General features: G+C 65.0%; 25 protein-coding genes and 1 tRNA gene. 7 read left to right on the plus strand and 19 right to left on the minus strand.

The features are described from left to right. The first annotated feature begins 85 nt into the window (after window positions 1-85). Both ACYVGS_RS14630 and ACYVGS_RS14635 read left to right on the plus strand, forming a co-directional pair. On the plus strand, window positions 86-598 hold the full coding sequence (locus ACYVGS_RS14630) for an RNA polymerase sigma factor (protein WP_460589414.1): 513 nt from the start codon (window positions 86-88) through the stop codon (window positions 596-598). Continuing rightward, window positions 595-1,323, plus strand: coding sequence for a hypothetical protein (locus tag ACYVGS_RS14635; RefSeq protein WP_460589415.1), 729 nt, complete (start codon window positions 595-597; stop codon window positions 1,321-1,323). The genes ACYVGS_RS14630 and ACYVGS_RS14635 overlap by 4 nt, the downstream gene beginning before the upstream one ends. A 329-nt stretch (window positions 1,324-1,652) precedes the next feature. Here ACYVGS_RS14635 and ACYVGS_RS14640 read toward each other — a convergent pair whose 3' ends face one another. Genes ACYVGS_RS14640 through ACYVGS_RS14665 form a run of 6 tightly spaced genes read right to left on the minus strand, consistent with a single transcriptional unit; the run spans window position 1,653 to window position 6,301 of the window. Then, window positions 1,653-2,393 (minus strand): SIMPL domain-containing protein, encoded by a 741-nt coding sequence (locus ACYVGS_RS14640; RefSeq protein WP_460589416.1) that lies wholly within the window; start codon window positions 2,391-2,393, stop codon window positions 1,653-1,655. Then, the gene (locus tag ACYVGS_RS14645) at window positions 2,390-3,418 is read right to left on the minus strand and encodes an alcohol dehydrogenase catalytic domain-containing protein (RefSeq protein ID WP_460589452.1); all 1,029 of its coding nucleotides are present in this window, start codon (window positions 3,416-3,418) and stop codon (window positions 2,390-2,392) included. The genes ACYVGS_RS14640 and ACYVGS_RS14645 overlap by 4 nt, the downstream gene beginning before the upstream one ends. 22 nt (window positions 3,419-3,440) lie before the next feature. Continuing rightward, complete coding sequence (locus ACYVGS_RS14650; protein WP_460589417.1) at window positions 3,441-4,775, minus strand: sensor histidine kinase; 1,335 nt, start codon at window positions 4,773-4,775, stop codon at window positions 3,441-3,443. Then, the gene (locus tag ACYVGS_RS14655) at window positions 4,772-5,467 is read right to left on the minus strand and encodes a response regulator (RefSeq protein ID WP_460589418.1); all 696 of its coding nucleotides are present in this window, start codon (window positions 5,465-5,467) and stop codon (window positions 4,772-4,774) included. Before ACYVGS_RS14655 ends, ACYVGS_RS14650 begins: the two co-directional genes overlap by 4 nt. A 2-nt stretch (window positions 5,468-5,469) precedes the next feature. Further along, window positions 5,470-5,751, minus strand: coding sequence for a hypothetical protein (locus ACYVGS_RS14660; protein ID WP_460589419.1), 282 nt, complete (start codon window positions 5,749-5,751; stop codon window positions 5,470-5,472). Window positions 5,752-5,779: 28 nt separating this feature from the next. Continuing rightward, the gene (locus ACYVGS_RS14665) at window positions 5,780-6,301 is read right to left on the minus strand and encodes a glycine zipper 2TM domain-containing protein (protein ID WP_460589420.1); all 522 of its coding nucleotides are present in this window, start codon (window positions 6,299-6,301) and stop codon (window positions 5,780-5,782) included. Between the two features lie 155 nt (window positions 6,302-6,456). Here ACYVGS_RS14665 and ACYVGS_RS14670 point away from each other — a divergent pair, with 155 nt between their 5' ends. The 3 genes from ACYVGS_RS14670 (at window position 6,457) to ACYVGS_RS14680 (ending at window position 9,697) form a co-directional block, all read left to right on the plus strand. Next, window positions 6,457-6,900, plus strand: a complete 444-nt coding sequence (locus ACYVGS_RS14670; RefSeq protein WP_460589421.1) for a hypothetical protein — start codon at window positions 6,457-6,459, stop codon at window positions 6,898-6,900. A 101-nt stretch (window positions 6,901-7,001) separates the two neighbouring features. Beyond that, window positions 7,002-8,294 carry a zinc-binding metallopeptidase family protein gene (locus tag ACYVGS_RS14675; protein ID WP_460589422.1) on the plus strand — a complete coding sequence of 431 codons (1,293 nt, stop codon included), beginning with the start codon at window positions 7,002-7,004 and terminating at the stop codon, window positions 8,292-8,294. Continuing rightward, the gene (locus ACYVGS_RS14680; RefSeq protein WP_460589423.1) at window positions 8,291-9,697 is read left to right on the plus strand and encodes an FAD-binding oxidoreductase; all 1,407 of its coding nucleotides are present in this window, start codon (window positions 8,291-8,293) and stop codon (window positions 9,695-9,697) included. The genes ACYVGS_RS14675 and ACYVGS_RS14680 overlap by 4 nt, the downstream gene beginning before the upstream one ends. Here the strand turns inward: ACYVGS_RS14680 and ACYVGS_RS14685 are convergent. The 5 genes from ACYVGS_RS14685 to ACYVGS_RS14705 all read right to left on the minus strand — a co-directional run bounded on the left by ACYVGS_RS14685 (window position 9,678) and on the right by ACYVGS_RS14705 (window position 15,502). Further along, window positions 9,678-10,538 (minus strand): LLM class F420-dependent oxidoreductase, encoded by an 861-nt coding sequence (locus ACYVGS_RS14685; protein WP_460589424.1) that lies wholly within the window; start codon window positions 10,536-10,538, stop codon window positions 9,678-9,680. The genes ACYVGS_RS14680 and ACYVGS_RS14685 overlap by 20 nt on opposite strands. Before the next feature lie 86 nt (window positions 10,539-10,624). Then, entirely contained in the window at window positions 10,625-12,583 is a 1,959-nt protein-coding gene (locus tag ACYVGS_RS14690) for a flavin-containing monooxygenase (protein ID WP_460589425.1), read from the minus strand. A gap of 109 nt (window positions 12,584-12,692) precedes the next feature. Further along, window positions 12,693-13,556, minus strand: a complete 864-nt coding sequence (purU, locus tag ACYVGS_RS14695; RefSeq protein WP_460589426.1) for a formyltetrahydrofolate deformylase — start codon at window positions 13,554-13,556, stop codon at window positions 12,693-12,695. A gap of 129 nt (window positions 13,557-13,685) precedes the next feature. After that, entirely contained in the window at window positions 13,686-14,486 is an 801-nt protein-coding gene (locus ACYVGS_RS14700) for an HPP family protein (protein WP_460589427.1), read from the minus strand. 8 nt (window positions 14,487-14,494) lie between these two features. Continuing rightward, the gene (locus tag ACYVGS_RS14705; protein ID WP_460589428.1) at window positions 14,495-15,502 is read right to left on the minus strand and encodes a sigma 54-interacting transcriptional regulator; all 1,008 of its coding nucleotides are present in this window, start codon (window positions 15,500-15,502) and stop codon (window positions 14,495-14,497) included. 140 nt (window positions 15,503-15,642) lie between these two features. Between ACYVGS_RS14705 and hmpA the strand changes: the two genes are divergently transcribed. Next, complete coding sequence (gene hmpA, locus ACYVGS_RS14710) at window positions 15,643-16,845, plus strand: NO-inducible flavohemoprotein (RefSeq protein ID WP_460589429.1); 1,203 nt, start codon at window positions 15,643-15,645, stop codon at window positions 16,843-16,845. Between the two features lie 82 nt (window positions 16,846-16,927). Here the strand turns inward: hmpA and ACYVGS_RS14715 are convergent, their stop codons facing one another. Beyond that, window positions 16,928-18,010, minus strand: a complete 1,083-nt coding sequence (locus ACYVGS_RS14715; protein ID WP_460589430.1) for a sodium:calcium antiporter — start codon at window positions 18,008-18,010, stop codon at window positions 16,928-16,930. 165 nt (window positions 18,011-18,175) lie between these two features. On the opposite strand from ACYVGS_RS14715, the gene ACYVGS_RS14720 reads away from it, so the two are divergent. Further along, window positions 18,176-20,332: a putative bifunctional diguanylate cyclase/phosphodiesterase gene (locus tag ACYVGS_RS14720; protein ID WP_460589431.1), complete on the plus strand. Its 2,157-nt coding sequence runs from the start codon at window positions 18,176-18,178 to the stop codon at window positions 20,330-20,332. 245 nt (window positions 20,333-20,577) lie between these two features. On the opposite strand, the gene ACYVGS_RS14725 is transcribed toward ACYVGS_RS14720, so the two are convergent. From ACYVGS_RS14725 to rpmI, 7 genes are all read right to left on the minus strand, one after another. Beyond that, window positions 20,578-20,654: transfer RNA gene (locus ACYVGS_RS14725), tRNA-Pro, on the minus strand. 53 nt (window positions 20,655-20,707) lie between these two features. After that, window positions 20,708-21,067, minus strand: a complete 360-nt coding sequence (locus ACYVGS_RS14730; RefSeq protein WP_460589432.1) for a MerR family transcriptional regulator — start codon at window positions 21,065-21,067, stop codon at window positions 20,708-20,710. Then, entirely contained in the window at window positions 21,045-21,350 is a 306-nt protein-coding gene (gene ihfA / locus ACYVGS_RS14735; RefSeq protein WP_460589433.1) for an integration host factor subunit alpha, read from the minus strand. Before ihfA ends, ACYVGS_RS14730 begins: the two co-directional genes overlap by 23 nt. A 14-nt stretch (window positions 21,351-21,364) precedes the next feature. Next, window positions 21,365-23,752, minus strand: coding sequence for a phenylalanine--tRNA ligase subunit beta (pheT, locus tag ACYVGS_RS14740; protein ID WP_460589434.1), 2,388 nt, complete (start codon window positions 23,750-23,752; stop codon window positions 21,365-21,367). 20 nt (window positions 23,753-23,772) lie between these two features. Next, the gene (gene pheS / locus ACYVGS_RS14745) at window positions 23,773-24,789 is read right to left on the minus strand and encodes a phenylalanine--tRNA ligase subunit alpha (protein WP_460589453.1); all 1,017 of its coding nucleotides are present in this window, start codon (window positions 24,787-24,789) and stop codon (window positions 23,773-23,775) included. Window positions 24,790-24,915: 126 nt separating this feature from the next. Further along, window positions 24,916-25,272: a 50S ribosomal protein L20 gene (gene rplT, locus ACYVGS_RS14750; RefSeq protein ID WP_460589435.1), complete on the minus strand. Its 357-nt coding sequence runs from the start codon at window positions 25,270-25,272 to the stop codon at window positions 24,916-24,918. Window positions 25,273-25,303: 31 nt separating this feature from the next. Continuing rightward, complete coding sequence (rpmI, locus tag ACYVGS_RS14755; RefSeq protein ID WP_460589436.1) at window positions 25,304-25,498, minus strand: large ribosomal subunit protein bL35; 195 nt, start codon at window positions 25,496-25,498, stop codon at window positions 25,304-25,306. Window positions 25,499-25,502 lie beyond the last annotated feature (4 nt).

Raw genomic sequence — 25,502 nt, forward strand, 5'->3', positions numbered from 1 at the left:
TAGAGGACGAATCATAGCGCGAATAATTCCGGCAGATGGAATAGAATTCGGGGCTTGCACGTCTCTACCCCTGACAAAGGACATTATGCCATCGCTGAGTGAGCAACAGCGAGCGGACCTGCTGGACGAGCTGGCCCCTCTGCGCCGATTCTGCCTGTCACTGACAGGGGCGGCCGCGGACGCGGACGATTTGTTGCAGGTTACGGTGGAGCGGGTTCTGGACAAGGGCATGCCCGCGGATGCGGACGCCAGAAAATGGGCGTACCGGGTCTGCAAGAATGCCTGGATCGATGAACTGCGCTCCCGGGAGGTCAGGCAGCGCTACCCGCAGCAGGCGGCGGGCGATGAGGAAGCCGAGGCCCCGTCAGCGGAAGACAGCGCCGTGGGAGAACGCGCACTTGAGGCGATTTCCCGGGCGCTGGACAGGCTGCCGGACGAGCAGCGTCTGGCGCTCACACTGGTGGCAGTGGAAGGCAAGAGTTACGCGGAAGCGGCCGAAATCCTGGAGGTGCCGGTCGGTACCATCATGAGCCGGATCGCCAGAGCGCGCCGACACCTGCTGGACAACCGCAGTCTCCAGAGGGCAGTAGAGAGATGACAGAAACCATTTCAACAGATGATTTCCAGCAGCTGTCCGCCTATGTGGATGGCGAGCTGCACGGCGTGCAGCGGCAGCAGCTCGAGGCGCGACTGGCCGCGGAGCCGGCGCTGGCAGCCACCCTGGCGGCCCTGCGCGAGCAGCAAGCGCAGCTGCGCGCGCCATTCCAGGGCGCCGGCGAGGCGGTCCCCGCCCACGTGCGCGCCCTGCTTGAGAAGGGCAATAACGTCGTCTCCCTGCCTACCCGTCGAGGCGGGTACTGGCAGGGCCGGCCCCTGCACCGGCTGGCGGTAGCCGCCTCACTGCTGGCGGCTGTCGGTCTTCTCGCCCTGCCCCGCTGGCAGGCCGGCAGCGACAGCGAAGCGCTGCTCTCTCTCGCACTGGAAACACTGCCCTCCCGCGCCACCGGCTGGCATGAACTCGAGGATGGCCAGCGCATACGGCCCATGCTCAGCTTTCCCCACCAGAATGGCCAGTGGTGCCGGGAGTATCTGCTGGACGCTGGTGATGCGCACACCCACGGCATTGCCTGTCGCGAAGCGGGAGCCCATCAGTGGCAAACCACCTTCAGCGTGGCCTGGGAACCCAGCGACGAGTCGAACGCCTATCGTCCCGCCAGTGCCCACGACCATCGTGACGTCGCGGCATGGATCGATGCCCACGCGGCAGATATCGCACTTGGCGCTTCTCAAGAAGCTGAGCTGATTGCCAATCAGTGGCAGTAAGCGCCCGGCGGCGCCGGTCGCAGGGCATTCATTCAGGAAGGATGTCGGGAAATTCAGGGGCGGGGGGCTAGCGTCCCCGCCCCTGATGTAGAGGCATCGAACCGCGACAGTATTTCCGACTTGCACTCTCAGCGGGTTAGCACTTCAGTGTTCGCCCGAAACATGCCGCGTTTCAACGAAAATGGATGCGTTTGGCACTGCCAGTGAAAAACGGTTCATGACGCCGCTTCCACCTGTCACGGCAATTGCCGCCCGCCCAAGTGTTTCACTCCACTTTCACCTTCATGACGGACGGCCGAAGGGTTTTATTCCAGGCTATCTGCGTTTTTTTACCCGCCTGCCAGGGCAATGCGCAGGGAAACCGTGACCCGATAGGCGTTTTCGCCGGTCGCTACGGGCACCGCATCCGCGGAGGCCATCATCGCCTCGCGCCGGAACATCGCCTGAGCCGGTGCAGGCGAGCCGCGCTGCTCGCTGATCTCGAGGATGTCGCCCAGGCCCACGCCCGCTGCATCCGCCAGCGTGTGCGCCCGCGCCAGGGCGTCCTTGACGGCCGCTCTGCGTGCCGCTTCCACCGCCTCCCGCGGGTCGGCATTGGTCCACTCGATCTGGCCATCCTGGTTGACCCCCAGGCTCACTGCGCGGTCGAGAATGGCGCCCACGGCGTCAATCTCCCGGACCCGCACCTCCAGGCTGTTGGACACCTGGTAGCCGACAATGGAGGGTGGCTCCTGGGTGCCATCCTTCTGCCGGGGAGGATGACGATAGCGCGGTTGAATGGAGAACTGGCGGGTGCGCAGGTCCCGCGACTCCACCCCGGCTTCGCGCATGGCATCAAGCACCTGCTGCATGGCCCCGGAGTTGGCATCCAGGGCCTCGCGAGCCGTTTCAGCTTCGCGAGTGACAGTAAGTTGCATGACCGCCATGTCGGGGGCGAGAAAGGCCTCGCCCTCGCCCGTCACATGCAGCTGGCGAACCGGGGGATCACCGGCAAGAACCAGCGGGGAAAGCAGCAGCATCAGCAGCAGGTAAAGGCCCGTCAGGGGTCGGTGGGCAGGATACTTTTTCACGGGAATGACTCCTCTTCCGAAATAACAAGCACCTTGGCGCCACGCACACCACCGCTGCGCAGCTCTCGAAGTGCACGATTGGCCTCTTCCAGGCGGTAACTCTCAGTCACCGGCTTGAGGGCAATAGTTCCCGCCAGCTCCAGCATTCCGGCGATATCCGCCACGGTGACATTGGCAACGCTCTTGATTTCCTTCTCCAGCCACAGGTGCCTGTGGTAACTGAGGCGACCCAGCTCCCGATGGTCGGTATCTTCCTTGCGGATCGCATTGATCACCAGGCGACCGCCCGGACGCAGTACTTCCAGCGCCGACAACACGGGCAGCCAGGCGGGCGTGGTATCGATGATTGCCGCCGGCGGCTCGGGCGGGACTGCGGTGGTTTCACCGACCCAGTCGGCTCCCTGCTCGCGGGCGAACTGACGACTGCCTTCGCCGCGGGCATAGACCTGGATGGGCGAATCCGGGTAGAGGTGCCTGGCCATCGCCAGCACCAGGTGCGCAGAGCCCCCAAAGCCTGTCAGTCCAAGCGTCTCGCCATTGCGCAGGCCGGTGAGCCGGAGGGCGCGATAGCCAACCGCCCCGGCACACAGCAAGGGGGCTGCTTCGAGCGCGCTCAGGGTAGCGGGAACCGGCACCGCATAGCCCTCCGGCACCGTCATGTACTCTGCATAGCCGCCATCGACATCGCGACCGGTGGCCAGAAACCCGGGCTGGATATTCTCCTGCTCACCGCCACAGCCGCAGTGAATCCAGCCGACACCGACCCGGTCGCCGGGCTGGTGACGGCTGCAGCCCGGTCCCAGAGAGACCACGCGGCCGATCACTTCGTGGCCCGGTATCACCGGCAGCCGGGGCGGCGGTGTGCGCCCCTCGATCTCGTCCAGTTCCGTATGGCAGACACCACAGGCCTGGACCTGCAGCAGTACTTCACCGGGCCCTGGCTGCGGACACGCCACCTCCTCAAGGCGCAGGGGCCCCTCCTCGGCCCCGGCCTTGCCCAGATCCATCAGGGTGTGCAAACGCATCGCTTTCACAGGCACCTCCTATTCACGCGCCAGCATCGCGCCCCCAGTCGACGCGCACCCGGAGACCACCCAGGGCGCTGTCTTCCAGGGACAGCCCGCCGTCGTAGCTGGCCACGATATCCGCGGCGACAGCCAGGCCAAGGCCCTGGCCGTCCGCGCGACGATCCGCCCTCGCCCCGCGCTCAAGCAAGGCCTCGCGCAGGGCCGTCGGTATACCTGGCCCATCGTCATCGATCTGCAACCAGTTTCCCCCGGCCCCCTCATCGCCGCCACTCACCTGGATATGCCGGCGCGCGTGCTTACAGGCATTGTCGAGGAGATTACCGAGCACTTCCAGCACATCGCGTTCGTCCCCCTGGAAACGCAGCCCGGGGGCAAGATCCACAGCGATGTCCAGCTCCCGGTCGGCGTAAACCTTGCGCAGCGATGCCACCAGTCGCTCCAGCAACGGTTTGACTGCCACCCACTGTAACCAGCGGTGATGCCCCCCCTGGGCGCGCTGCAACTGCCAGTCGATGATATCCCGCATCTGCTCCGCCTGTTCACGCACCCTGGCGGGATACGCACTTTCCCGGCTGTCCGAGCTCAGAATGACCGCCAGGGGCGTCTTCAGGCTGTGGGCGAGGTTGCCAAGCGTGTTGCGCACCTGTTCACGGCGCTGTTGCTCCGAGTACAGCAGGGAGGTCAATGCCCGGGTCACTCGCTGCACCTCCCTCGGCCAGGGCCCCTGCAGCCCCGTCTGCTCACCCTGTTCAATGCGCTGCAACTGTGCCGCCAAGCGGTGCAGTGGCCGCAGCCCCCAGGCCAGGATACCGGCCTGGCACAGCAGCAGGATCAGCACCGAACCCCCGAGCCAGAACAGTAGCCCTCGCCGATAGGCCGCCGCTTCCGCCTCCAGCGGCGCGAGGGTTTCGAGTACCACAAAGCGCAGGGGGCGCACGGTCGTCTCGTCCACCTCCCAGAGCACGGGGTAGCTCAGGCGCTGCAGGCCGTCCCGGACCGACAGGCTGGGATACCCCGCGCGCATCGGCGCCAGATCGCCAGTCAGCGTCTCCAGCGGCAGCGCCGCACTTGAGGCCGATGACCAGAGCACCGTCTCGCCTTCCAGGACCAGAGCATAGAGACCACTGCCGGGATGCTCCAGGCGGGGCTCGAGCAGATTGCCAGGCACCTCGAGATGCCTGGCACTCACTTCCACCTCCGCCAGCAAAGCGCGCACTTGTAGTTGCAGACGCTCGGCCAGGGCGGCTTCCAGGCCGGCGCGGTGGGCGACCGCCAGGTACCAGCCGGTGGCCCCCAGGAAAAGCGGCAAAACCAGCGCGCTTGCAAGCAGGAGGCGCGCTGCCAGGGAGCTCATGAGCCCGCCTTCCCGCGGCGGGGTTCGAGGGCAAAACGGTAGCCCGCTCCCCGCACGGTCTGGATCGGCCGCCAGGCCTGGTCTGGGTCCAGCTTGCGCCGCAGGCGCCCGACAAAGACTTCGATCACATTGCTGTCGCGGTCGTGATCCTGCTCGTAGAGGTGCTCGGTCAACTCTCCACGGGAGACCACACAGCCCGCCCGGTGGACGAGATAGGACAGGGTATTGAATTCGTAGGTGGTCAGCTCCAGCTCGCGACCCTCGCGCAGTACCCGCCGGCCACTGAAGTCGATGCAGAAGGCGCCGTAATCCACCACCGGGGAGCTATGGCCCGCGGCGCGGCGCAGCAGGGCACCGACCCGGGCGTCGACTTCCGCCAGATGGAAGGGTTTGGTGACATAGTCATCCGCTCCCGCCTCCAGACCCCGCACCTTGTCCTGCCAGTCCGAGCGCGCGGTCAGGATCAACACCGGCAGGTCGAGCCCCCCGGCGCGCCAGTTGCGGATGAGCTCGATACCCGAAACATCCGGCAGGCCGAGATCAACCAGCGCCACGTCACAGGCGAACTCCCGGGCGACGTAGTCGGCCTCGCGCCCGTCCGCCACCTCGTCCACCACCCAGGCCTGCTGGCGAAAATACGCGGCCACCGCTGCACGCAGGCGCGCGTCGTCCTCAACCAGCAACATGCGCATGCTTAGTCCTCTATGCTGACGGTGATGACCCGGCCATTGTCCATCAGGAGACGGACACGATAGCCCTGGCCCCCGCGCGTGACGTTGAGCACTTCACCGCCGTGGCGGGCGCGGGCGCGGGCGGCGGCCTCACGGGCAGACAACTTTTTCGCGCTGCGCGCGCGATTTTCCGCGGGCTTGCCGCGTCCGTCGTCGGCGGGCCGCTGTGCCGTGGCGGGCGACGCCAGCAGCGCGTGGCCCAGGGGGAGCAGCAACAGGGCCGCCACCAGTGTACGTCGTCGCATTGCGATCTCCGGGTCATGCCTGTCGCCATTACCGCAGGGGACTCACCTCGACGCGCACGGGGATGGTGTCTCCCGGGTAATGATCACTGCGGGTATGCAGGATAGTACCGTTGTAACGGTAGCTGACGCGATAGCCGGTAACCTCCTCGCGTTCTCGGCGCTCGTACTCGACCTCGCAGACGTCCTCGTTGACATAATAACTCTGGCTGGCCCGCCGCTGTGCCCGGTCATGGCCGATGGAAGCCCCCAGAAGCGCACCGGCACCGGCAATCACCGGCTGATGGCGGCTGTTTCGCCCCAGCACGCCTGCCACTGTACCGCCGACCACCGCACCGACAAGCCCCGGCGTAGCCGAGCCCACCCGGCCGCGCTCGACCACGCGCACCCGCTCCCGCCGACACACTTCGTGGGGAATGCGCTCGGAGACGGTGCGCACGATCGGCTGCACACTCACCACCGGTGCATCCACGACCAGGGAGCTGCGATCCGCATTGGCCGCCGGAACCAGAAGGATCGCTACCAGCGCCCCTGCAAGCCTGAATCTGTCCATAAGAGCTGCCCTCTGTCGACTGAGACACCCCGAGACTAAACCGCGCTGCCTGAACGGCACCTGAACATCGTGCAAAGGCACTACGCAGCCGTTCAGACGCCGTTCAGGCGCGACGGCGTAATCTGCCCCCGTGACAACTGACGGGAGATGCCGTGATGAAAGCGTCAATGAGAAAGCGGGGTATTGTTGGTGGCAGCCTGTTGGCACTGCTGGTATCGCTGGCGGCCGCTCCGGCCATGGCCGATCGCGGCGACCGGCACTGGGGCAAGCACCGCGACAAACACTGGGAAAAACACTGGAAGCACGGCCGCCATCCGGGCTACCGCTACCGCAGCTGGAAACCCGATCGGCCGAACATCCACATCCATCGCTACGAGCGCCCCGACTACTCCGCTTACCTGGGCGCGGCGCTGATCGGATCGGCGATCACCTACAGCCTGAGTCACAGCCACGACGGGGTCCGCTGCGATGAGCGTCACGACTACCGGGAACGCGAGTACCGCGACCGTCGCTACGAGATTATCGGTTGCCATCGCGTGGAGCGCTTCGCCGACGGCAGTGAACGCAGAGTGCGCGTACCGCTCTCCGAATGCGACTGAGCGGCCACGGGATTCGCGGGCCGCTCAGTCTCGTGGCGTCCTGCGCCTGTATCCCGCGCCACAGGCGAGCTACACTCCGGGAAAACGCCTGGAGACACACCATGAAAATGATCCTGGCACTGCTGGCGCTGTTCCCGGCCCTGGCAGTAGCGACACCCGACCAGCGTATTGAGCGCAGCATCGGCGAAATCGAGCAACAGGTCATTGACTGGCGGAGGGATATCCATCGCCATCCCGAGCTGTCCAACCGCGAGGAGCGTACCGCGGCCCTGGTGGCGGAACACCTGCGTCGACTCGACTTCGACAAGGTGGAAACCGGCATCGCTCACACCGGCGTCGTCGGCACCCTGCGCGGCGCGAAGCCCGGCCCGGTGATTGCCCTGCGCGCGGACATGGACGCTCTGCCGGTCAAGGAAATGACCGGACTGCCCTTTGCCTCCGAGGCCCGGGGCGAGTACATGGGGCGCGAGGTCCCGGTCATGCACGCCTGCGGCCACGATGCCCATGTCGCCATGCTGATGGGCGCTGCCGAGGTGCTGGCCCAACACCGCAAGCAGCTCGCCGGCACCGTCAAGTTCGTGTTCCAGCCCGCCGAAGAGGGCCCACCGCCGGGCGAGGATGGCGGGGCACCGATGATGGTCGAGGAGGGCTTGCTCACCGGCCCTGACGCCCCCGAAGCCATCCTCGGCCTGCATGTCTGGCCCGAGGACAGTGGCAGCCTGGTCTATCGCAGTGGCAGCTTCATGGCCGCCGCCGACACTCTGGATATCACGGTCACGGGCAGGCAGACCCACGGTTCATCGCCCTGGCTCGGTGTGGACCCGGTCTACGCCGCTGCACAGATTGTGACCGCCCTGCAGGGTATCCCGGGGCGTCACCTGGACATTACCCGCGGGCCCGCGGTAATTACCGTGGGCAGTTTCCAGGGCGGGGTGCGCGGCAATATCATCCCGGACCAGGCGCGATTGCTGGGCACCATCCGCACCTTTGATGCCGGCGAACGGGAGCGCCTGCACCAGCGGCTCGTGGCCACCGTCGAAGGCATTGCCGCAGCCAACAATGCCACAGCCGAGGTCAGCATCACCCAGGCCGCACCGATCACCGGCAACGACCCGGCCCTGCTCCAGCGCATGCGCCCCACCCTGGAATGGGCGTCCCGGGGCAAGCTGGCCGAGGGGAACCTGATTACCGCGGCGGAAGACTTCGCCTACTACCAGGAGCACATCCCCGGTCTGTTTATCATGCTCGGTGTGGGCGACCCGACCGTGCCACGGGCAGAACGCCCCTCCAACCACTCGCCCTACTTCACGGTCGACGAGAGTGCCCTGCTGACCGGCGTCAGGGCCCTGGTGGGCTTTGCCCTCGACTATGCCGAAGCGGCGCCCTCGCCGTGAGCATCGGTGGCGATCAGTTGCGCCAGGAGCTGGCGGCGCTGGTGGGCCGCGACCACCTGCTCGGTCCCGACGAACTGTCCACGCGACCGGCCGGCATCTGGCGCACGGACACCCTGCAGGCCGCGGCCCTGGTGCGCCCCGGCAGTACACAGGAAGTCAGCGACGTACTGGCCTGGTGCCGGCAACATGGCGTCAGCGTGGTGCCCCAGGGCGGCCTGACCGGGCTGGTACACGGCGCCGACGCGTCTCCGGAGCAGGTGATCCTGTCGCTGGAAAGACTGCGACAGATAGAGTCGATTGCGCCCGCCCAGCGCGCGGCCACCGTACAGGCCGGCGTGACCGTGCAGGCCCTGCAGGAAGCGGTGGAGGCCCACGGCCTGCAATTTCCCCTGGACCTCGGAGCCCGCGGCACCGCCACGCTCGGGGGCTGCGCCGCCACCAATGCGGGCGGCAACCGGGTGATTCGCTACGGCATGCTGCGCAACATGGTGCTGGGCCTGGAGGTGGTGCTTGCCGACGGCACCGTCCTGTCCAGCCTCAGCCCCCTGATCAAGAACAATACCGGCTACGATTTGAAACAGCTGTTCATCGGGTCCGAGGGAACACTGGGCGTCATCACCCGCCTCTGCCTGCGCCTCTGGGAGCAGCCGCGCAGCCACGCCATGGCCCTGGTCGGTGTGGCCGACTTTGCCGCGGTGAAACGCCTGCTGCGGCACATGGACCAGGCCCTGGGCGGCAGCCTCTCGGCCTTCGAGGTCATGTGGCGGGATTTCTATCGGCTGGTGACCACGCCACCGGCACGCGGCCGTCCGCCGCTTTCCGGGGACTATCCGTTCTATGTGCTGCTGGAAAGCCAGGGCGCGGACCCGGAGCACGACCGCGAGCGCTTTCAGACGGCGCTGGAAGACGCGCTAGCGGCGGGCTTGATCAGCGACGCCGCCGTGGCACATTCCGAAGCCGACTGTCGCGATTTCTGGTCACTGCGCGATGACGTCGCCCAGACCCTGAACGGCGGGGCAACCATGATTTTTGACGTGTCCCTGCCGATCGATGAGATGGAAGCCTACACCCGCGGCCTCGCTACAGAACTGGACAGCGTGCTCGCTTCACACCACCTTTGGATCTTCGGCCACCTGGGGGACGGCAACCTGCACGTCGCAGTGCAGGTCGCGAACGCCGACTTCAACACCGCACGGCCGCTGGTGGAAGCCGCGGTCTACCGACCGCTGGCAGCTTTCCAGGGTTCGGTTTCCGCCGAGCACGGCATCGGCCTGGAGAAAAAGCCCTGGCTGCCGGTCAGCCGCTCGGACGCGGAAATCACCGTGATGCGCAGCCTGAAGGGGGCCCTGGATCCCGCGGGGATCCTGAACCCCGGCAAGATCTTCAGCCCAGCTTCTGGATAAGCTCGCCGAATTCGTCAACCATCGGCATGATCTTCTCCGGCTGGTCCCACATGTCGAGGGCAACGCCGACCACGATACGCTCCACACCCAGGTCACGGTAACGCTTGAGCGTATCGAGGTCCGGGGTCATCAGCGTCTGCAGGGTAATCGGCACCCGGTCCGGGTCGCGCCCGTTGCCCGCCACCTGCTCGCGGAAACCACGGATACCCTCGGCGACATCGCCCATGGCCACATCCACCGGCATCCAGCCATCCGCCCACTCGGCGGCGTGCCTGACACCCAGGGGCCCCATGGCACCGAAGATCACCGGCGGACCCTCGACCTGGGCCGGCTTGGGGGCAAACCAGACCGGGTCAAAATTGATGTACTCGCCATGGTACTCCGGCGCCTCGTCGCGCCACAGGGCGCGGCTGGCCGCCACCGTCTCACGCATCACGCCGTAGCGCTTTTTCCAGGGCTGGTGGGTGGTGTTGGTAAATTCCTCCTCGTTCCAGCCTACCCCTGTGCCAATCATCAGGCGTCCGCCGCTGAGACGGTCCAGGGAGGCGATCGTCTTGGCCTGGGAAAACAGCTCACGCTCCATCAGCAGTGCAATCCCGGTCCCGAGCTTCAACCTCGTGGTGACGGCGGCCGCCGCCATCAGGGTCACATAGGGGTCGCCCATCTGCTTGTAGGGCTCGGGCAGCTCGCCCCCCGCCGGATAGGGCGAGGTGCGGCAACGCGGGATATGGCTGTGCTCCCCGGTCCACAGGGACTCGAAGCCCCGATCCTCGAGCGCCGTTGCCAGCTCCCGGGGGTCGGGGTCCAGGGGGGTGTTCATGAAGCTAAAGCCGATGTGCATGCAGGTCTCCCGCGTCTGGTCAAGTCAGTCGAAGGAGCATAACCACGCCGGCTGGCGCCGCGCAAACCCGTTGGTATGAATAAACGTCAACGAATGACGTAATCCTCCGGGTGCAGGCGATGCGTCATCTTCCAGTAGTCAATAATGCGGAACGGCAGGTTCGCGGTGACCCGTCCGGCATCGTTCTTGTACCAGTTCTCGACCTGCGGGGCACCCCAGGCGGTGCCGGCATTCACCGCGTCAACCCGCTCGTTGTAGGCGTCGTGAATTTCCTGCCGGCACTCCACGGTATGCTGTCCCTCGCGCAGCAACAGCTCGATGCAGCGCAGTATGTAGGTCACCTGGGATTCGCAGTTGTGGGCAATGCTGCCCGCCACCACCAGGTTGGTGTTGGGGCCGTAGATGCAGAACAGGTTGGGGAAATTGGGGACGGTAATGCCCAGGTAGGCGCGGCCGTTGGTCTCGCCCCACTGGTCACTGAGTTCCACACCCCCCCGGCCGACAATCTTCATCGGGAACAGGAAGCGGTCGGCGTGGAAACCGGTGGCACAGACAATGGCATCGACTTCGTGCAGGCGTCCGTCAGCCGTCCGCACAGCATTCGGTTCGATCGACACGATGCCTTCCGTTACCAGTTCCACGTTGTCTTTCTGCAGGGCCTCCAGGTAGGTGCCGTTGTCCTGCAGAATGCGCTTGCCGAAGGGCGGATAGGTCGGCAGCACCTTCTTCAGCAGCGCCGGGTCCTGCACCTGGCTCTCGATCCAGGCGGTCAGGGCCTGGCGCATCTCGTCGTTGGCGGCACTGACCGAGTCACTGCGCTGCCAGCTCGGGTCCATCAGGGTCTTGTCGTAGACCCCCTCCACCGAGGTATAGAACAGCCAGAAGCGGTACCACTTGGAGTAGAAAGGCAACTTGCGCAGGGCCCACTTCTGCCCCTCTCCCACCGGCGTGTGGTAGCCGGGGTTGGGGAACATCCAGGCCGGAGAGCGCTGGAATACGGTCAGCTTCGAGCTGGTCTTGGCCATTTCCGGGATGATCTGGAAGGCACTGGCGCCGGAGCCGATAACCGCCACCCGCTGGCCGTCGAGACTCAGGCCCTTCGGCCAGGCACCGGAATGCACCACCTCGCCCTGGAAGCCGTCCAGACCGGGGATGTCCGGGAATTTCGGCCGGTTGAGCTGGCCCACGGCACTGATCACGGCCGCGGCGGTCAGGGTCTCGCGCTTGCCCTCGGCATCCTGGATCTCCACTTGCCAGAGCTGGCGCTCTTCGTCAAAGACCGCCGCGACCACCTCGGTGCGAAAGCGGATGTGGGGCATCACCCCGTAGTGCTCCGCACAGTGCTCGTAGTAGGCGCGAATCTCGTCGGCCAATGGGAAGTGGCTGCTCCAGTCGTGGTTGGGTGCAAAGGAATAGCTGTAGCTGTGCCCGGGCACGTCCACCCGGCAGCCCGGGTAGCGGTTCTCGTACCAGGTGCCACCCACCCCGGGGTTCTTCTCGATCACAGTGTAGGGAATGCCCGCCTCGCCCAGGCGGATGCCGGCCAGCACGCCGCCCATGCCGGCGCCGATCACCACCACCGGGAACTCGGCGGCGCGCTGGCGCAACTCCGGGTCGCTGAAGGACAGACCGCGGCGGTCCACGCCGTCCAGGGCAATCTCTTCGCGAATAAACTCCAGGTACTCGTCGTCCACATCCCTGCCGCACATGTAGCGGTAGAGCGTATCCAGCTGGGCGCTGTCCAGTTCCGGCAGGGTAAAGCCGCGCTCCCGGTAGTCCTCGATCGCCTTCAGGGCTTCCTCGTGAACCCGGTCCACCTGGGCACGGGTAAAGCCACCTTCCAGGACCTCCTCGCCGGGCTCGGCGTTGGCGGCCACCACATCGATGGTGCGTGGAGTCGGCAGCTCCTGCAGCAGGCGCGTGCTCCCGGTCATGTGCACGATGGACATGATCAGGGCGGCGGTATTCAGTTCGTGCAGGTAACCTGCGATGGTATCCCGGCTCTCGGTGATCGGTTCGGGGGCGGAGTTCTCGTAGCGGACCATACTGTCTCCCGGTAATTATAAGGATCTGATCGGGAACAGTGTGCCGAGGGCCGGGGGCAGCTGTCTCCCTCCAAACGGATGAAACGCCGCCCGCCCCGGAAGCGGGGCGCTAGAGAATGATCGTGCGCTGACCGTTGAGCTGGACCCGCTCCTCGCAGTGCAGCCGCACTGCATGGGACAGCGCCGTGGCCTCGATGTCGTGGCCCAGGTGGATCATCTGCTCCACCGACACCTGGTGATCAATGGCGCGCACCTCCTGGGCGATGATCGGCCCCTCATCGAGATCGGACGTGACATAGTGTGCCGTGGCGCCAATCACCTTGACCCCGCGCTCGTAGGCCTGGTGGTAGGGGCGCGCACCCTTGAAGCCGGGAAGGAAGGAGTGGTGAATATTGATCGCCCGGCCCTGCAGCTGCCCGCAGAGTTCGTCGGACAGTATCTGCATGTAGCGGGCGAGGATCAAGGTATCGGCCTGGAGCTCCTCCATCACCGCCAACATCCGCTGCTCCTGGTCGCGCTTGGTCTCTGGCGTCACGGGGAGGTGGTAATAGGGCAGATGATACCACTCGGTCAGGGCCCGGCAGTCCTCGTGGTTGCTGACTACCCCCACCACCTCCGCCGGCAGCGCCCCGGAGTGCCACTTGTTCAGCAGGGCATTCAGGCAGTGGTCGTAGCGGGAGACCGCCAGCAGCAGGCGCGGCCGCTGATCCACTGGCCGCAACTGGTAGCGCATCTGCATGTCGGCCGCCAGTGTGGCAAAGCGCGCGGCAAAGGCCTCAAAGTCCATGTTCATGGCGCGGTCATCAAACACGCAGCGCAGGTGGAAGGTATTGCTGACCGGGTCACTGTAATTGGAAATCTCGGTGATGAAGGCGCCGGCCTCCAGGAACAGGCTGGAATAGCGGGCCACCACGCCGAGCTGGTCGGGGCACTGGAAAGACAGAACGTAGGAACGCGTGGAACTCTGGCTCATCGGGACCTTGGCATTGGCTGGGTTAATCCGGGGTGGGCCGGCAGAGCCGGCGCAGTTCATGGTATGCCAAAGCGGCCGGGGGATACAGTCAGCGCGACAGCAAATGGTCACGGAATCGAGTGACCGGTATCAGGCAGCGCGATCGGCGGGCTCCTCCGGCCTTACCGAAGCCATCCCCAGGCGTACCCACGAATTTGCGACCGGCGACTGCTTGCCCTGCCGCTCCAGCGCATTCTCGATGGCCAGCTCCAGCAGTTCAGCCAGGTCCTCGGGCGTCACGTCGATGAGGGAGTTGATCTGCTCAAGCGCCGCCTGCAAATCGCCCTCCTCCAGCGCGGGCAGCTCGGTGTGTTCCTCCACCGGTAGCGGCTGATGACGGCGTGCCAGCACCGCCGGATAGCGGCGCCAGGGAAACAGGGCGTTGAACAACACTGCCACGCTGAGGATGGTCAGCACATTCAGCAGCACCGGGGCGAACAGAAAACCGAAGCCCAGTGACTGGATATCGGGGCCACCAATCACCGCGGCGAGCGCCGTGGCGCCGCCCGGCGGATGCATGCAGCGCGCGTAGTGCATAACAGTCACCGACAGCCCCACTGCCAGCGCCGCTGCCAACCAGCCGGCGGGCAGCCAGTGGGCACACGTAACGCCGATCGCCGCCGACAGCAGGTGACCGGGCACTACCGCCCAGGGCTGTGACAGCGCGCCATGGGGCACCGCAAACAACAGCACCGCTGTTGCGCCCATGGAGGCCAGCACCCAGGCCAGCGCTTCGTCGCCAAGGTACCACTGCGTCGCATAGAAAACCGCCAGGATGCCCAGCACGGCACCCAGGCCGGAAACCAGCTTTTCAGCGTGGGTGGTGGTGTCGGCGGCGACACCCAGGCCATCGCGCAGCAGATGCCGGGCACGACCTACCGCGCGTCGCATGCCCTGCCTCACGATATCTGCAGCCGCTGTAGCAGGCGGGTGAAGTTGCCGCGATCAACGCCCAGCTCGCGGGCCGCGGCCGCGCGCACCCCCTTGTGGCGACGCAGGGTCTGTCGAATCAGGCCAGCCTGGAAAGAGTCCGTCGCCTCGCGGAGACTGAGGCCGGCAAATGACAGCTCAGCACCTCCGTCATCCGGGCCATCGACGCGACACGGTGGTGCCACAAACAAGTCCCCCGCCAGGATTTCCAGACCGTCCCGTCGCTGGCAACGCAAACTCGCTCGCAGTACACCCCGCGCAATCACATGCTCGAGCTCGCGCACATTGCCCGGCCAGGAGGCAGCTTCCAGGGCCCGGCGGGCACAGTCCGCAAGTCGCAGATCCCGCACACCACAGCGACAGCGCTGCCGGCGGAGGAAGTGCTCCGCCAGGCGGATAACGTCCCCATCCCGGGCCCGGAGTGGAGGCACGACCAGCGGATAGACACTCAGGCGGTGGTAGAGATCCTCGCGAAACCGCCCGGCCGCAACCTCCTGCTCGAGGTCACGGTTGGTCGCGGCGATCACCCGCACGTTCACCGTGTGCACCGCGTCACTGCCCACCCGCTGCACTTCACCACACTGCAGGGCACGCAGCAATTTTGGTTGCGCCGAGAGCGTCAGCTCCCCCACCTCGTCCAGAAACAGGGTGCCACCATGGGCCCGTTGAAACAGCCCTTCCCGGCGCTGGCTGGCCCCCGTGAAGGCACCGCGCTCGTGACCAAACAGCTCACTTTCCAACACGCCTTCCGACAGGGCGGCGCAATTCACCCGCACGAAGGGGGCGCTTGCACGACAGGACTGCTCATGCACTGACTGTGCGACCAGTTCCTTGCCGGTACCGGTTTCCCCCGCCACCAGGACGGTCAATTCGGAGTCGGCAACCAGCGCCAGGTCCTGGCGCAGGGTCTGCATGGCAACACTTTCGCCAATCAACCGGGTTTCCGCGGCGACTCGCCCCACTTGTTCCAACGTCATAATCACAACCTGTTGTCGACCTCACAACGCATGCGGTGGTCATTATAACAATACAGGTATTTTATTTGCCTGTTTTATGCAAAAAAAAGCTGGCACGGCTCCTGCAAAGACACTGATGCCAAACAACGAGGAGAGTCCACATGCTTTCAGAGTCATCCCGCAGCATCATCGACGCCACCCTGCCTGCCGTGGCGGAGAACATCGACCGGATTACCGAAGTGTTCTATCCGCTGATGTTCGAGCGCTACCCCGAGGTGCGCGCCTATTTCAACCAGGCCCACCAGGCCCAGGGCAGCCAACGTCGCGCCCTGGCCAACGCCGTAGTCGCCTATGCGAGCAACCTGGATCGGCTTGAAGCGCTGGGCGACGCCGTCGCCCTGATCGTCCACAAGCACGCCTCACTGAATATCCAGCCGCAGCACTACCCGATAGTCGGCGAGTGCCTGCTCGCCGCAGTGCGCGAAGTGCTCGGAGAGGCCGCCAGCGATGAAGTACTGGCGGCCTGGGGAGAGGCCTACCAACAACTGGCCGATCTGCTGATCGAAGCGGAGGAAACGGTCTACCGCGAAAATGCCCACAAAAAAGGCGGCTGGCGCGGCGAGCGCGAGTTCCGCCTGGTAAAAAAGGTCAGGGAAAGCGAGGTAATCACCTCTTTTCACCTGGTACCGGCAGACGGCGGCGCGCTGCCGGAGTTCACGCCTGGCCAGTACACCACGCTGATTCTGAGTATCGACGGGCAGACCGTGCGTCGCAACTATTCACTCTCGAGCCGGCCCGGTGAGCCTTTCCTGCGTGTGAGCATCAAGCGCGAGCCCGGTGGCCTGGTGTCCAATTATCTGCACGACCAGTTGCGAGAGGGCGACAGCCTGCGCCTGACACCGCCTTGCGGCCACTTCACCCTGCGTGACAACGGAAAGCCCATCGTCATGCTTAGCGGGGGTGTCGGCCTTACGCCGCTGATGAGCATGCTACCGGTCGCCCTGGAGCAGAGCAGAGAGGTGCATTTCCTGCACGGCAGCCTCAACAGCCGGACACACGCCTTCCGGGCGGACATCGAGGCGTATCATGGGCAGTACCCGGGTTTGCGGGTGCACTACTGTTACAGCGCCCCCCTGCCCCAGGACCGCGGAATCGCCAACGGTTTCTTCGACCGGGCACGGCTCGCCCACCTCTTGCCCGAGGGCGACAACTTCGAGGTGTACCTGCTGGGGCCGCGCCCCTTCATGCAACTGGCCTACCGCAGCCTGCTTGAGCTGGGCGTGACGCGCGAGCGCATCCACTTCGAGTTCTTCGGCCCGCTGGAGGACCTGGAGCCCACCGAGGAGGTTGTGGCCGCGGCCTGAGTGCCGCGCCCTGGCGGGGCCTGACGACAGGCCCCACACAGCACCCGGGATGGTAGGCCCGCCAAAATCGATCGCCGGCGTATCAGCTGCCGATATCGCCCTCGCGCCGGCGCATCAGCAGGTCACCCACCAGGCACAGCCCAACGTAGACCAGGGTCGCCGGCACCAGACCCAGCAGAATACCGCTCTCCAGCCGGGCCAGATAAGCGAGATTGAGCTGGGCGGCAATCAGGTACCATACATAGACAGCGTAGAGCACCAGGAAAAGCCCGCCCTCGAAGCGGTTCAGGGTCCCACCGACAAAGAAGAGCGGCAAACACAGGGCCGCCACCGCCAGCATCACCGGAAAATCGACCGAAAGCATCTGCGCACCGGCCAGTAATGGCTCCGGCGAGACCAGCCCGGAGAGGCCAAGCACACACAGCAAGTTGAACACATTACTGCCCACCACGTTGCCGATGGCGATATCGCGCTCCCCGCGAATCGTGGCCATTACCGAAGTCATCACCTCAGGCATCGAGGTGCCGGCTGCCACGATGGTCAGCCCGATCACCGCCTCACTGACCCCCAGGGCCCCCGCGATCTGCACCGCGCCATCCACCAGCCAGCGCGCGCCGATCACCAGCAGAACGAGCCCCCCCAGCACCAGGGCGAGATTCCACCACAGCGGGCGCTGTGTCCCCAGCAGGGCAACGACGTCCTCGTCGGGCTCACTGCCTGATTCCTTGCGCCCCTGGAGGAAAAGAAACAGGGTATAGCCCAGCAAGACCAGAAAAAGCAGCGCCGCTTCCCAGCGCGCCAGGTTGCCGTTCAAGACCAGCAGAAAGGCCAGGAGGGACACGCCGACCATGATCGGCACATCCTGACGAACCAGCTGCCGGGAGACCAGCAGCGGCGAGATAAGCGCCGCCAGCCCGAGGATGAACAGGGTGTTGAAGATGTTGCTGCCGACCACATTGGCGATCGCCATTTCGGTCTGGCCGGCCCAGGCAGAGCGCACGCTGACCGCAAGCTCCGGGGCGCTGGTACCAAACGCCACCACCGTCAGGCCGATCACCAGAGCGGGCACGCCAAAGTTGCCCGCCAGCCTGGCTGCTCCGCGAACCAGCAGGTCCGCCCCCAGCACCAGCATCAACAAGCCCGCCGCCAACATTAACCAGGCCATTACGCCTCTCCCACGGACGCTTCAGACCGGCCCAGCATACCATCGCCCCCGCACAAGTTCCGCCAGGAAGGCTTCGTCAAGATTCACATTTCCCGCGATCCGCAGTACTCTCTGCCCTAGCCCCGCCATCTTCTACGGGTCATTGTCACAGCGAGAGCCGAAATCGTGTCCCCATTCAGCTCCACAGGCCTGGTTGCTCAGGATCACAATACCCGCAAACCGGTACTACTGGCGGTTGATGACGATGCGGGCACCCTGCTGCTCACCCGGGAGTTTTTCGGTGCCGAGGGCTACGAAGTCCTCACTGCGGCAGACGGTAACCTGGCTCTCAACCTGCTGCGACAAAATACCCCCGACGTCATTCTGCTGGATGTCTTGATGCCCGGGCCGGACGGTTACGAGGTATGTCGGCGGATTCGCCAGACGCCGCACCTGCGGGGTGTCCCGGTCATCATCCTCACGTCACTCGACGATCCCGCCTCCGAGGAGGAAGCCTACCGTATTGGCGCCTGGGACTTTGTCAGCAAGCCGGTTCACTGGCCTGGCCTGATGCACCGCGTGCAATATGCCATGCGCGCGGCGCGGGCCCTGCACGCCGAACGCGCGGCCAATCGCTTTGCCCGGGTGATCAACCAGTCGCCCAACGAGGTACTGATCTTCGACGCCCAGAGTCTGCGCCTGCTGGATGCCAATGTCAGCGCGGTGCTCAATCTCGGCTACAGCCGCTCAGAGCTACTCGAGCGGGAGTTCTCCTCGCTGCTGTTCAATGGCTCGGCGGCCAACCTCAGCCGCAACCTCGCCCTGGTAAAAGGGGCGAAGCAGGACCATTTCCATTTGCAGATGTTGCGCAGCGACGGCTCCAGCTACCCCACCGAGGGCACACTGCTCTACGCCGATGACGACGAGCCCAGTGTGTTCATTGCCATTCTGCAGGATGCCACCGAGAAGCGCCGCATCGAAAACGAACTGCACCGGCTGTCTTTCTACGATGACCTGACCGGGCTGCCCAACCGGCGACATCTCCACGAACAGGCCTCCCGGCTCCTGTCCCTCGCCGAACGCAAGGGCAGCCGCTGCGCCATCTGTCTGCTGGATATCGACGATATCAGTCAGATCAACAACAGCCTGGGGCCGGCCGCGGGTGACCGCATCCTGCAGGAGATGTCCCAGCGCCTGGCCGACGTGGTGCGGGGCTTCGACATTGTGGCTCGGGATGAATCGCTCACGGTACAGAACAGCGGGCTGCAGCTGGCGCGCTTCGCCGGGGACGAGTTTATCCTGGTACTGGGTGACCTGACTGACCCCGTGGACCCCGCCCGGGCTGCCGAGCGTGCGCTGCAGGCGATTTCCCAACCCTGTGATTCCGTGCCCGGCAGCCCGCGGGTGACCGCCTCCATCGGCATTTCCCTCTACCCCGATGACGGCGACAACCTCGAACTCCTGGTCCAGCATGCACACACGGCCCTGCACAGCGCCAAGGCTGCTGGCAAGAACCGCTACTCCTTTTTCACCGACAGCCTCAATCAGCGCATCCTGGGCCGGCTGCAGCTTGAGCGCGAACTCCACGAAGCCATCGACACCCATGGCTTCGAGCTGCACTACCAGCCCATTGTGGACGACGATCTGCAACGCGTGGTGGGGGCTGAATGCCTGATTCGCTGGCCGCGCCCCGAAGGGATGCGCTTCCCCGACCAGTTCATTCCACTGGCCGAGCAAACCGGGCTGATCCTGCCCATCGGCGCCTGGGTAATGCGGGAAGCCCTGGCACATCTGCAGGCCTGGCAAGATCGAGTACCCGAAGACTTTTACCTGGCCATCAACATCTCCGGCCTGCAAGCTCGCCAGCCCAACTTCGTCGACAGCGTGCGTACCCTGCTGCAGGAATTTCCCGTGCGCCCGGAGCAGTTGTGCTTTGAAATTACTGAAAGCCTGCTGATCGACGACCTGGATGCTGCAGCCACCTGGTTGCGCGACATCGAGGCCATGGGCATCCGCATTGCCCTGGATGACTTCGGCACCGGCTACTCCGCGCTGGCCTACCTGGTCCGGCTGCCGGTCAATTGCATCAAGATCGACCGTGGCTTCACCAGCCAACTGGACACCGACCGAGAGCAGGCGGCCGTCGCCGCTGCCATCTTCCAGATGGCCCAGGCCCTCGGTCTCGGTGTTGTTGCCGAAGGGGTAGAAACCCGCGAGCAGCTCTCGGCCCTGCGCGCCATGGGCCGCTGCGAGATCCAGGGCTGGATGATCGGCAAGGCCATGCCAGAAGCGGATTTTGAGCGGTTTTTGGGTTGCTACCCGGAAGCGGTGGCGGAGGCCTGAGTCAGCGCACTCTACCCGCCTGCGAGACTGGCGGGCACTTTCCGTCCCGGCGTTTTTCTCCACCACGAACTGACGCGGATTGTCGACTGCCCGCCGTTGCCTCACCCATGTAGCGTCTTCGCCTATCGTGAAAATCAGCCTGAGACTTCGGCAAGGCGACAGGCCTGTGAACGCGGTTGCTGCGAATTCAGCCAACAAAAAAGCCGCCCGGGATTCACCTCAGGCGGCTTTTTTGTAGGGTATTTTGGTCGGGACGGCAGGATTTGAACCTGCGACCACCACACCCCCAGTGTGGTGCGCTACCAGGCTGCGCTACGCCCCGAAGATCGCGATTGCGAGGCCGGCATTATACTCAAACACCGCGCCAAGACAACCCTATTTGCCCGGACTGAGGACTTTAAGTACGTCTTCCAGTTCGCGGATGGTTTCCTCGATCACCGCCTTGACGTCGACCGCCGCCGCACTGCCTTCACTGGCCATGCGCTGGCGAGCGCCACCGATGGTATAACCCTGCTCGTACAGCAGACTGCGAATCGCACGAATGGTGAGAACGTCCTCGCGCTGATAGTAGCGGCGATTGCCGCGGCGCTTGACCGGTTTCAGCTGCGGGAACTCCTGCTCCCAGTAGCGCAGCACATGCGGCTTGACCGCACACAGCTCACTGACTTCACCGATGGTGAAATAGCGCTTGCCGGGTATCGCCGGCAGCTCGTTATTGTGAGTCGGTTCCAGCATAGGCTTCCACCCGCGCTTTCAGCTTTTGTCCTGGCCGGAAGGTGACCACCCGCCGTGCAGAAATGGGAATTTCCTCGCCGGTCTTGGGATTGCGACCGGGGCGCTGGCTCTTGTCGCGCAGGTCAAAGTTGCCGAAACCGGACAACTTGACCTGCTCGTTGCTCTCCAGGCTGGACCGGATTTCCTCGAAAAACAGCTCGACAAGCTCCTTGGCTTCCCGTTTGTTGAGCCCCAGCTCTTCAAACAGGCGCTCCGCCATTTCGGATTTGGTGAGTGCTGCCATCGCGGTTCCGCTGTCTAGTTTCTGAGCTCGGCCTTATAGTTCTTTTCGAGGGAGTCCATGACCTGTTCGATGACTCCGTTCACGACATCATCGCTAAGAGTGCGCGAATGGTCCCGGAAAGTCAAACCGAAAGCCAGACTTTTTCTTTGTGGATCAATACCTTTCCCGGCATAGACATCAAACAACGTGAGGTCGCTGAGCACCTCGCCAGCGGCCTCCCGGATGCTGTCGGAGAGCGCGGCGGCAGCCACCTCGCGATCCACCAGCACGGCGATGTCCCTGCGCACTTCCGGAAAGCGCGACAGCGGCTGGCTGCGCGGTAGCTGACGCTGGCTCACCGGTTCCAGATCCAGCTCGGCGAGAAACACCGGGCCCTGAAGATCCAGCTCGGCATGCAGCGCGGGGTGCAGTGCGCCCATGACGCCGACCACAAGCCCTCCCAGCAATACCTCGGCGGTCTGCCCCGGGTGCAGCGCGGGGTGCTGGCCCGCGCGAAACTGTAGATCGGCGCCGACACCGGGCCCAATCAGGCTTTCCAGGTCGCCCTTGAGGTCATAGAAGTCGACCGGCTCGCCCGCGGCCGCCCAGGACTCCGGCAGCCGCTCGCCGCTGATGACCAGCCCCAGGGACGGACGCTGCTCAAGCCCGGCAACCGGGTCACCCTCCGCTGGCGGGAGGAAGCGCAGGCCGGTTTCAAACAAGCGGACCCGCGGACGCTGCCGGTGCTGATTGCGCCGCACCGCACTGACCAGGCCCGGCATCAGACTGCTGCGCATGACGGCCATGTCGGCGGAAATCGGGTTGCTGAGCGGCAGGGCTTCGAGACCGGGCGCAAACTGCTGCTGCAGTCCCGGTTCGATAAAGCTGTAGGTAATCGCCTCGCGGTAGCCCCGAGCCGCCAGCTGACGGCGCAGGTCGCGCAGGGGCAGCCGTGACTCCGGCCGCGAAGGCATGACCAGCTCGGCGCGGATGCGGCTTACTGGCAGCCGGTTATAGCCGTAAACCCTGGCCAGCTCTTCCAGCAGATCCGCCTCAATGGCGAGGTCAAAGCGCCAGCTGGGCACCGAGCAGGACCAACCCTCTTCGGTCGCTGACACCCCCAGGCCAAGGCCGGTGAGGATGCGTTCGACTTCGGCGTCCTCGAGGCTGAAGCCCAGCAAGCGGGGTATGCGGGCACGTCGCAGCGCCACGGCCTCGCGCACCGGCAGACTGGCGACGTGCACGACCTCGGCGACCGGTCCAGCCTCACCGCCCACAATCTCCAATAGCAACTGGGTGGCGCGCTCCATGGCCGCCACCTGCAGCGAGAAGTCCACACCGCGCTCGAAGCGATGGGAGGAGTCAGTGTGCAGACCGTAGCTGCGCGCCTGCCCGGCGAGCAAATCCGGCGCGAAGAACGCCGATTCCAGGAACAGGTCCCGGGTCTCGCCGTTCACCGCCGTGGGCTCGCCCCCCATGATGCCCGCCAGGGCCACCGGGCCATTCTGGTCGGCAATCACCAGCGAATCCTCGCGCAACTCCACGGTCTGGCCGTCGAGCAAGGCCAGGCTCTCGCCACTGCGCGCGGTACGCACCACGATGCCGCCCTGCAGGCGCTGCAGGTCAAAGGCGTGCATCGGCTGTCCCAGCTCGAGCAGAACGTAATTAGTCACGTCAACCACGGCATCAATACTGCGCAGGCCGCAGCGACGCAGCTTTTCCTGCATCCAGAGGGGGCTGGGACGGCTGACATCGATGTTGCGGATCACCCGCCCGACGTAGCGCGGGCAGCGCAGGCTGTCCTCGACCGCGACCGGGAAACTGTCATCGACACCTGCGGCCACCGGGGTCTGCGACACCCCCGGCACCGGCAGGCCGTTGAGCAGTCCGACTTCGCGGGCGATACCGGCAATGCCCAGGCAGTCCGCGCGGTTCGGTGTCAGGCCGATTTCGATGACGCGGTCGTCCAGCTGCAGATAGTCGCGCAGGTCCGTGCCCACCGGCGCGTCGGTGGGCAGCTCCATCAGGCCGGCACTGGCGTCGGAAATACCCAGCTCGGCCTCGGCACACAGCATGCCCCGGGACTCCACCCCGCGCAGCTTGGCCTTCTTGATCTTGAAATTGCCGGGCAACACGGCGCCGACCCGCGCCAGGGGTGCCTTGAGACCCGCCCGCGCGTTGGGCGCGCCACAGACGATCTGCACCCGCTCCTCGCCGGTGTCGACTTCGCAGACCCGCAGTTTGTCGGCATCGGGATGCGGTTCCGCACTGAGGATTTCCGCCACGACAACACCACTGAAATCGCCCGCGACGGGCTCTATCGCGTCGACCTCCAGGCCGGCCATGGTGAGCTGGTGCGCCAGCGCTTCGGTGGCGAGATCGGGGCTGACCCACTCGCGCAGCCACTGTTCACTGATTTTCACTGTCAATCTCTCCGTGCCGGTCAGAACTGCTCGAGGAAGCGCAGATCGTTGTCAAAGAAAAGCCGCAGGTCGTTGACGCCGTAGCGCAGCATCGCCAGCCGCTCGACGCCCATGCCGAAGGCAAAGCCGGTATAGCGCTCGGAGTCGATACCGCAGTTCTCGAGCACCCGCGGGTGCACCATGCCGCAACCCATGACTTCGAGCCAGCCGGTCTGGCTGCAGACCCGGCAACCGTCACCGCCACACTGGACACACTGCATGTCGACTTCCGCGGAGGGCTCGGTAAAGGGGAAATAGGAGGGGCGAAAGCGCACCTGCAATTCCTCCTGCTCGAAGAAGACCCGCAGGAAGTCCTCGATCAGCCCCTTGAGGTCGGCGAAGGAGGAGGACTCGTCCACCAGCAGACCCTCCACCTGGTGGAACATGGGCGTGTGGGTCAGGTCGGAATCACAGCGGTAGACGCGCCCGGGGCAGATGACCCGCAGCGGTGGCTCCGTATTCTCCATCACCCGCACCTGGACCGGCGAGGTGTGGGTCCGCAGCACCGTATTCGCATTCACGTAGAAGGTGTCGTGCATGGCGCGTGCGGGGTGGTGGGCGGGGATGTTCAGCGCCTCGAAATTGTGGAAGTCGTCCTCCACTTCCGGGCCCTCGACCACCTCAAAACCGGTCGCGGCGAAGAAGTCTTCCATGCGCTCAATGGTGCGGGTGACCGGATGAATACCGCCAGCTGCCTGGCCGCGACCGGGCAGGGTCACGTCAATGGTCTCGGCCGCCAGTTTCGCGGCAATCGCCGCCTCGTCGAGCGCCGCCTTGCGCTCGCCAATCAGGGCCTGCAGCTCCTGCTTGACCACGTTGATACGGGCGCCGGCGGCCGGCCGCTCCTCGGCGGAGAGTTTGCCCAGGCCCTTGAGCAGCTCGGTGACCCGCCCTTTCTTGCCCAGGTAGTCGACCCGCAACTGCTCCAGCGCGGCACCGTCGTCGGCGGCCGCGATGGCGGCCTTGGCCTCGTCGGCCAGTGTTTCCAGGTTATCCATCATTCTACTTCCGGTATTGGTCGGAAATGGCGCGCAAACAAAAAGGGGAAAGAGCCACGCCCTTTCCCCTTTTGCATTCCTGCCTGTCTAGCCGGCACACCGCCCTTTCGGGCAGCGGGGACGGGTTCAGGCCAGAGCGGCCTTCGCTTTCTCCACGACGGCAGCAAAGCCGGGCTTGTCGTATACGGCCAGGTCGGCCAGCACACGGCGGTCCAGGCTGATATCGGCCTTCTTCAGACCATCAATCAGACGGCTGTAGGTCAGGCCGTTGGCACGGGACTGCGCGTTGATACGCGTGATCCACAGGGCGCGGAACTGACGCTTGCGCTGACGGCGGTCGCGGTAGGCATACTGGCCCGCCTTGGTAACCGCCTGCTTGGCGACACGGAATACACGGCTGCGGGCACCGTAGTAACCCTTGGCCTGCTTGAGGATTTTCTTGTGACGGCGATGGGCCGTAACACCACGTTTTACGCGAGGCATACTTCTCTCCTAATCTCGATGATCAACCGGTTCAGCAGGCGCGGAACATGCGGTCCACGTGCACCTTGTCGCTGTCGTGCACGATAGACGTGCCACGCAACTGGCGCTTACGCTTGGTGGTCATCTTAGTCAGGATGTGGCTCTTGTAAGCGCTCTTGCGCTTGTAGCCAGCCCCGGTTTTTTTGAACCGCTTGGCGGCTCCACTGTGAATTTTTGCTTTCGGCATTGTC

It is taken from the genome of Haliea atlantica (assembly GCF_054779855.1).

Excerpts from the sequence above, each read along its gene's own strand:
- ACYVGS_RS14655 (WP_460589418.1), bottom strand. The coding sequence starts at position 5,467 with ATGCGCATGTTGCTGGTTGAGGACGACGCGCGCCTGCGTGCAGCGGTG.
- ACYVGS_RS14690 (WP_460589425.1), bottom strand. The coding sequence starts at position 12,583 with ATGGTCCGCTACGAGAACTCCGCCCCCGAACCGATCACCGAGAGCCGG.
- ACYVGS_RS14700 (WP_460589427.1), bottom strand. The coding sequence starts at position 14,486 with ATGCGACGCGCGGTAGGTCGTGCCCGGCATCTGCTGCGCGATGGCCTG.
- ACYVGS_RS14670 (WP_460589421.1), top strand. The coding sequence starts at position 6,457 with ATGAAAGCGTCAATGAGAAAGCGGGGTATTGTTGGTGGCAGCCTGTTG.
- ACYVGS_RS14705 (WP_460589428.1), bottom strand. The coding sequence starts at position 15,502 with ATGACGTTGGAACAAGTGGGGCGAGTCGCCGCGGAAACCCGGTTGATT.
- ACYVGS_RS14650 (WP_460589417.1), bottom strand. The coding sequence starts at position 4,775 with ATGAGCTCCCTGGCAGCGCGCCTCCTGCTTGCAAGCGCGCTGGTTTTG.
- ihfA (WP_460589433.1), bottom strand. The coding sequence starts at position 21,350 with ATGGCAGCACTCACCAAATCCGAAATGGCGGAGCGCCTGTTTGAAGAG.
- purU (WP_460589426.1), bottom strand. The coding sequence starts at position 13,556 with ATGAGCCAGAGTTCCACGCGTTCCTACGTTCTGTCTTTCCAGTGCCCC.
- ACYVGS_RS14715 (WP_460589430.1), bottom strand. The coding sequence starts at position 18,010 with ATGGCCTGGTTAATGTTGGCGGCGGGCTTGTTGATGCTGGTGCTGGGG.
- ACYVGS_RS14630 (WP_460589414.1), top strand. The coding sequence starts at position 86 with ATGCCATCGCTGAGTGAGCAACAGCGAGCGGACCTGCTGGACGAGCTG.
- ACYVGS_RS14665 (WP_460589420.1), bottom strand. The coding sequence starts at position 6,301 with ATGGACAGATTCAGGCTTGCAGGGGCGCTGGTAGCGATCCTTCTGGTT.
- ACYVGS_RS14635 (WP_460589415.1), top strand. The coding sequence starts at position 595 with ATGACAGAAACCATTTCAACAGATGATTTCCAGCAGCTGTCCGCCTAT.
- ACYVGS_RS14675 (WP_460589422.1), top strand. The coding sequence starts at position 7,002 with ATGAAAATGATCCTGGCACTGCTGGCGCTGTTCCCGGCCCTGGCAGTA.
- ACYVGS_RS14660 (WP_460589419.1), bottom strand. The coding sequence starts at position 5,751 with ATGCGACGACGTACACTGGTGGCGGCCCTGTTGCTGCTCCCCCTGGGC.
- ACYVGS_RS14730 (WP_460589432.1), bottom strand. The coding sequence starts at position 21,067 with ATGCTGGAACCGACTCACAATAACGAGCTGCCGGCGATACCCGGCAAG.
- ACYVGS_RS14645 (WP_460589452.1), bottom strand. The coding sequence starts at position 3,418 with ATGCGTTTGCACACCCTGATGGATCTGGGCAAGGCCGGGGCCGAGGAG.
- hmpA (WP_460589429.1), top strand. The coding sequence starts at position 15,643 with ATGCTTTCAGAGTCATCCCGCAGCATCATCGACGCCACCCTGCCTGCC.
- rplT (WP_460589435.1), bottom strand. The coding sequence starts at position 25,272 with ATGCCTCGCGTAAAACGTGGTGTTACGGCCCATCGCCGTCACAAGAAA.
- rpmI (WP_460589436.1), bottom strand. The coding sequence starts at position 25,498 with ATGCCGAAAGCAAAAATTCACAGTGGAGCCGCCAAGCGGTTCAAAAAA.
- ACYVGS_RS14685 (WP_460589424.1), bottom strand. The coding sequence starts at position 10,538 with ATGCACATCGGCTTTAGCTTCATGAACACCCCCCTGGACCCCGACCCC.
- pheS (WP_460589453.1), bottom strand. The coding sequence starts at position 24,789 with ATGGATAACCTGGAAACACTGGCCGACGAGGCCAAGGCCGCCATCGCG.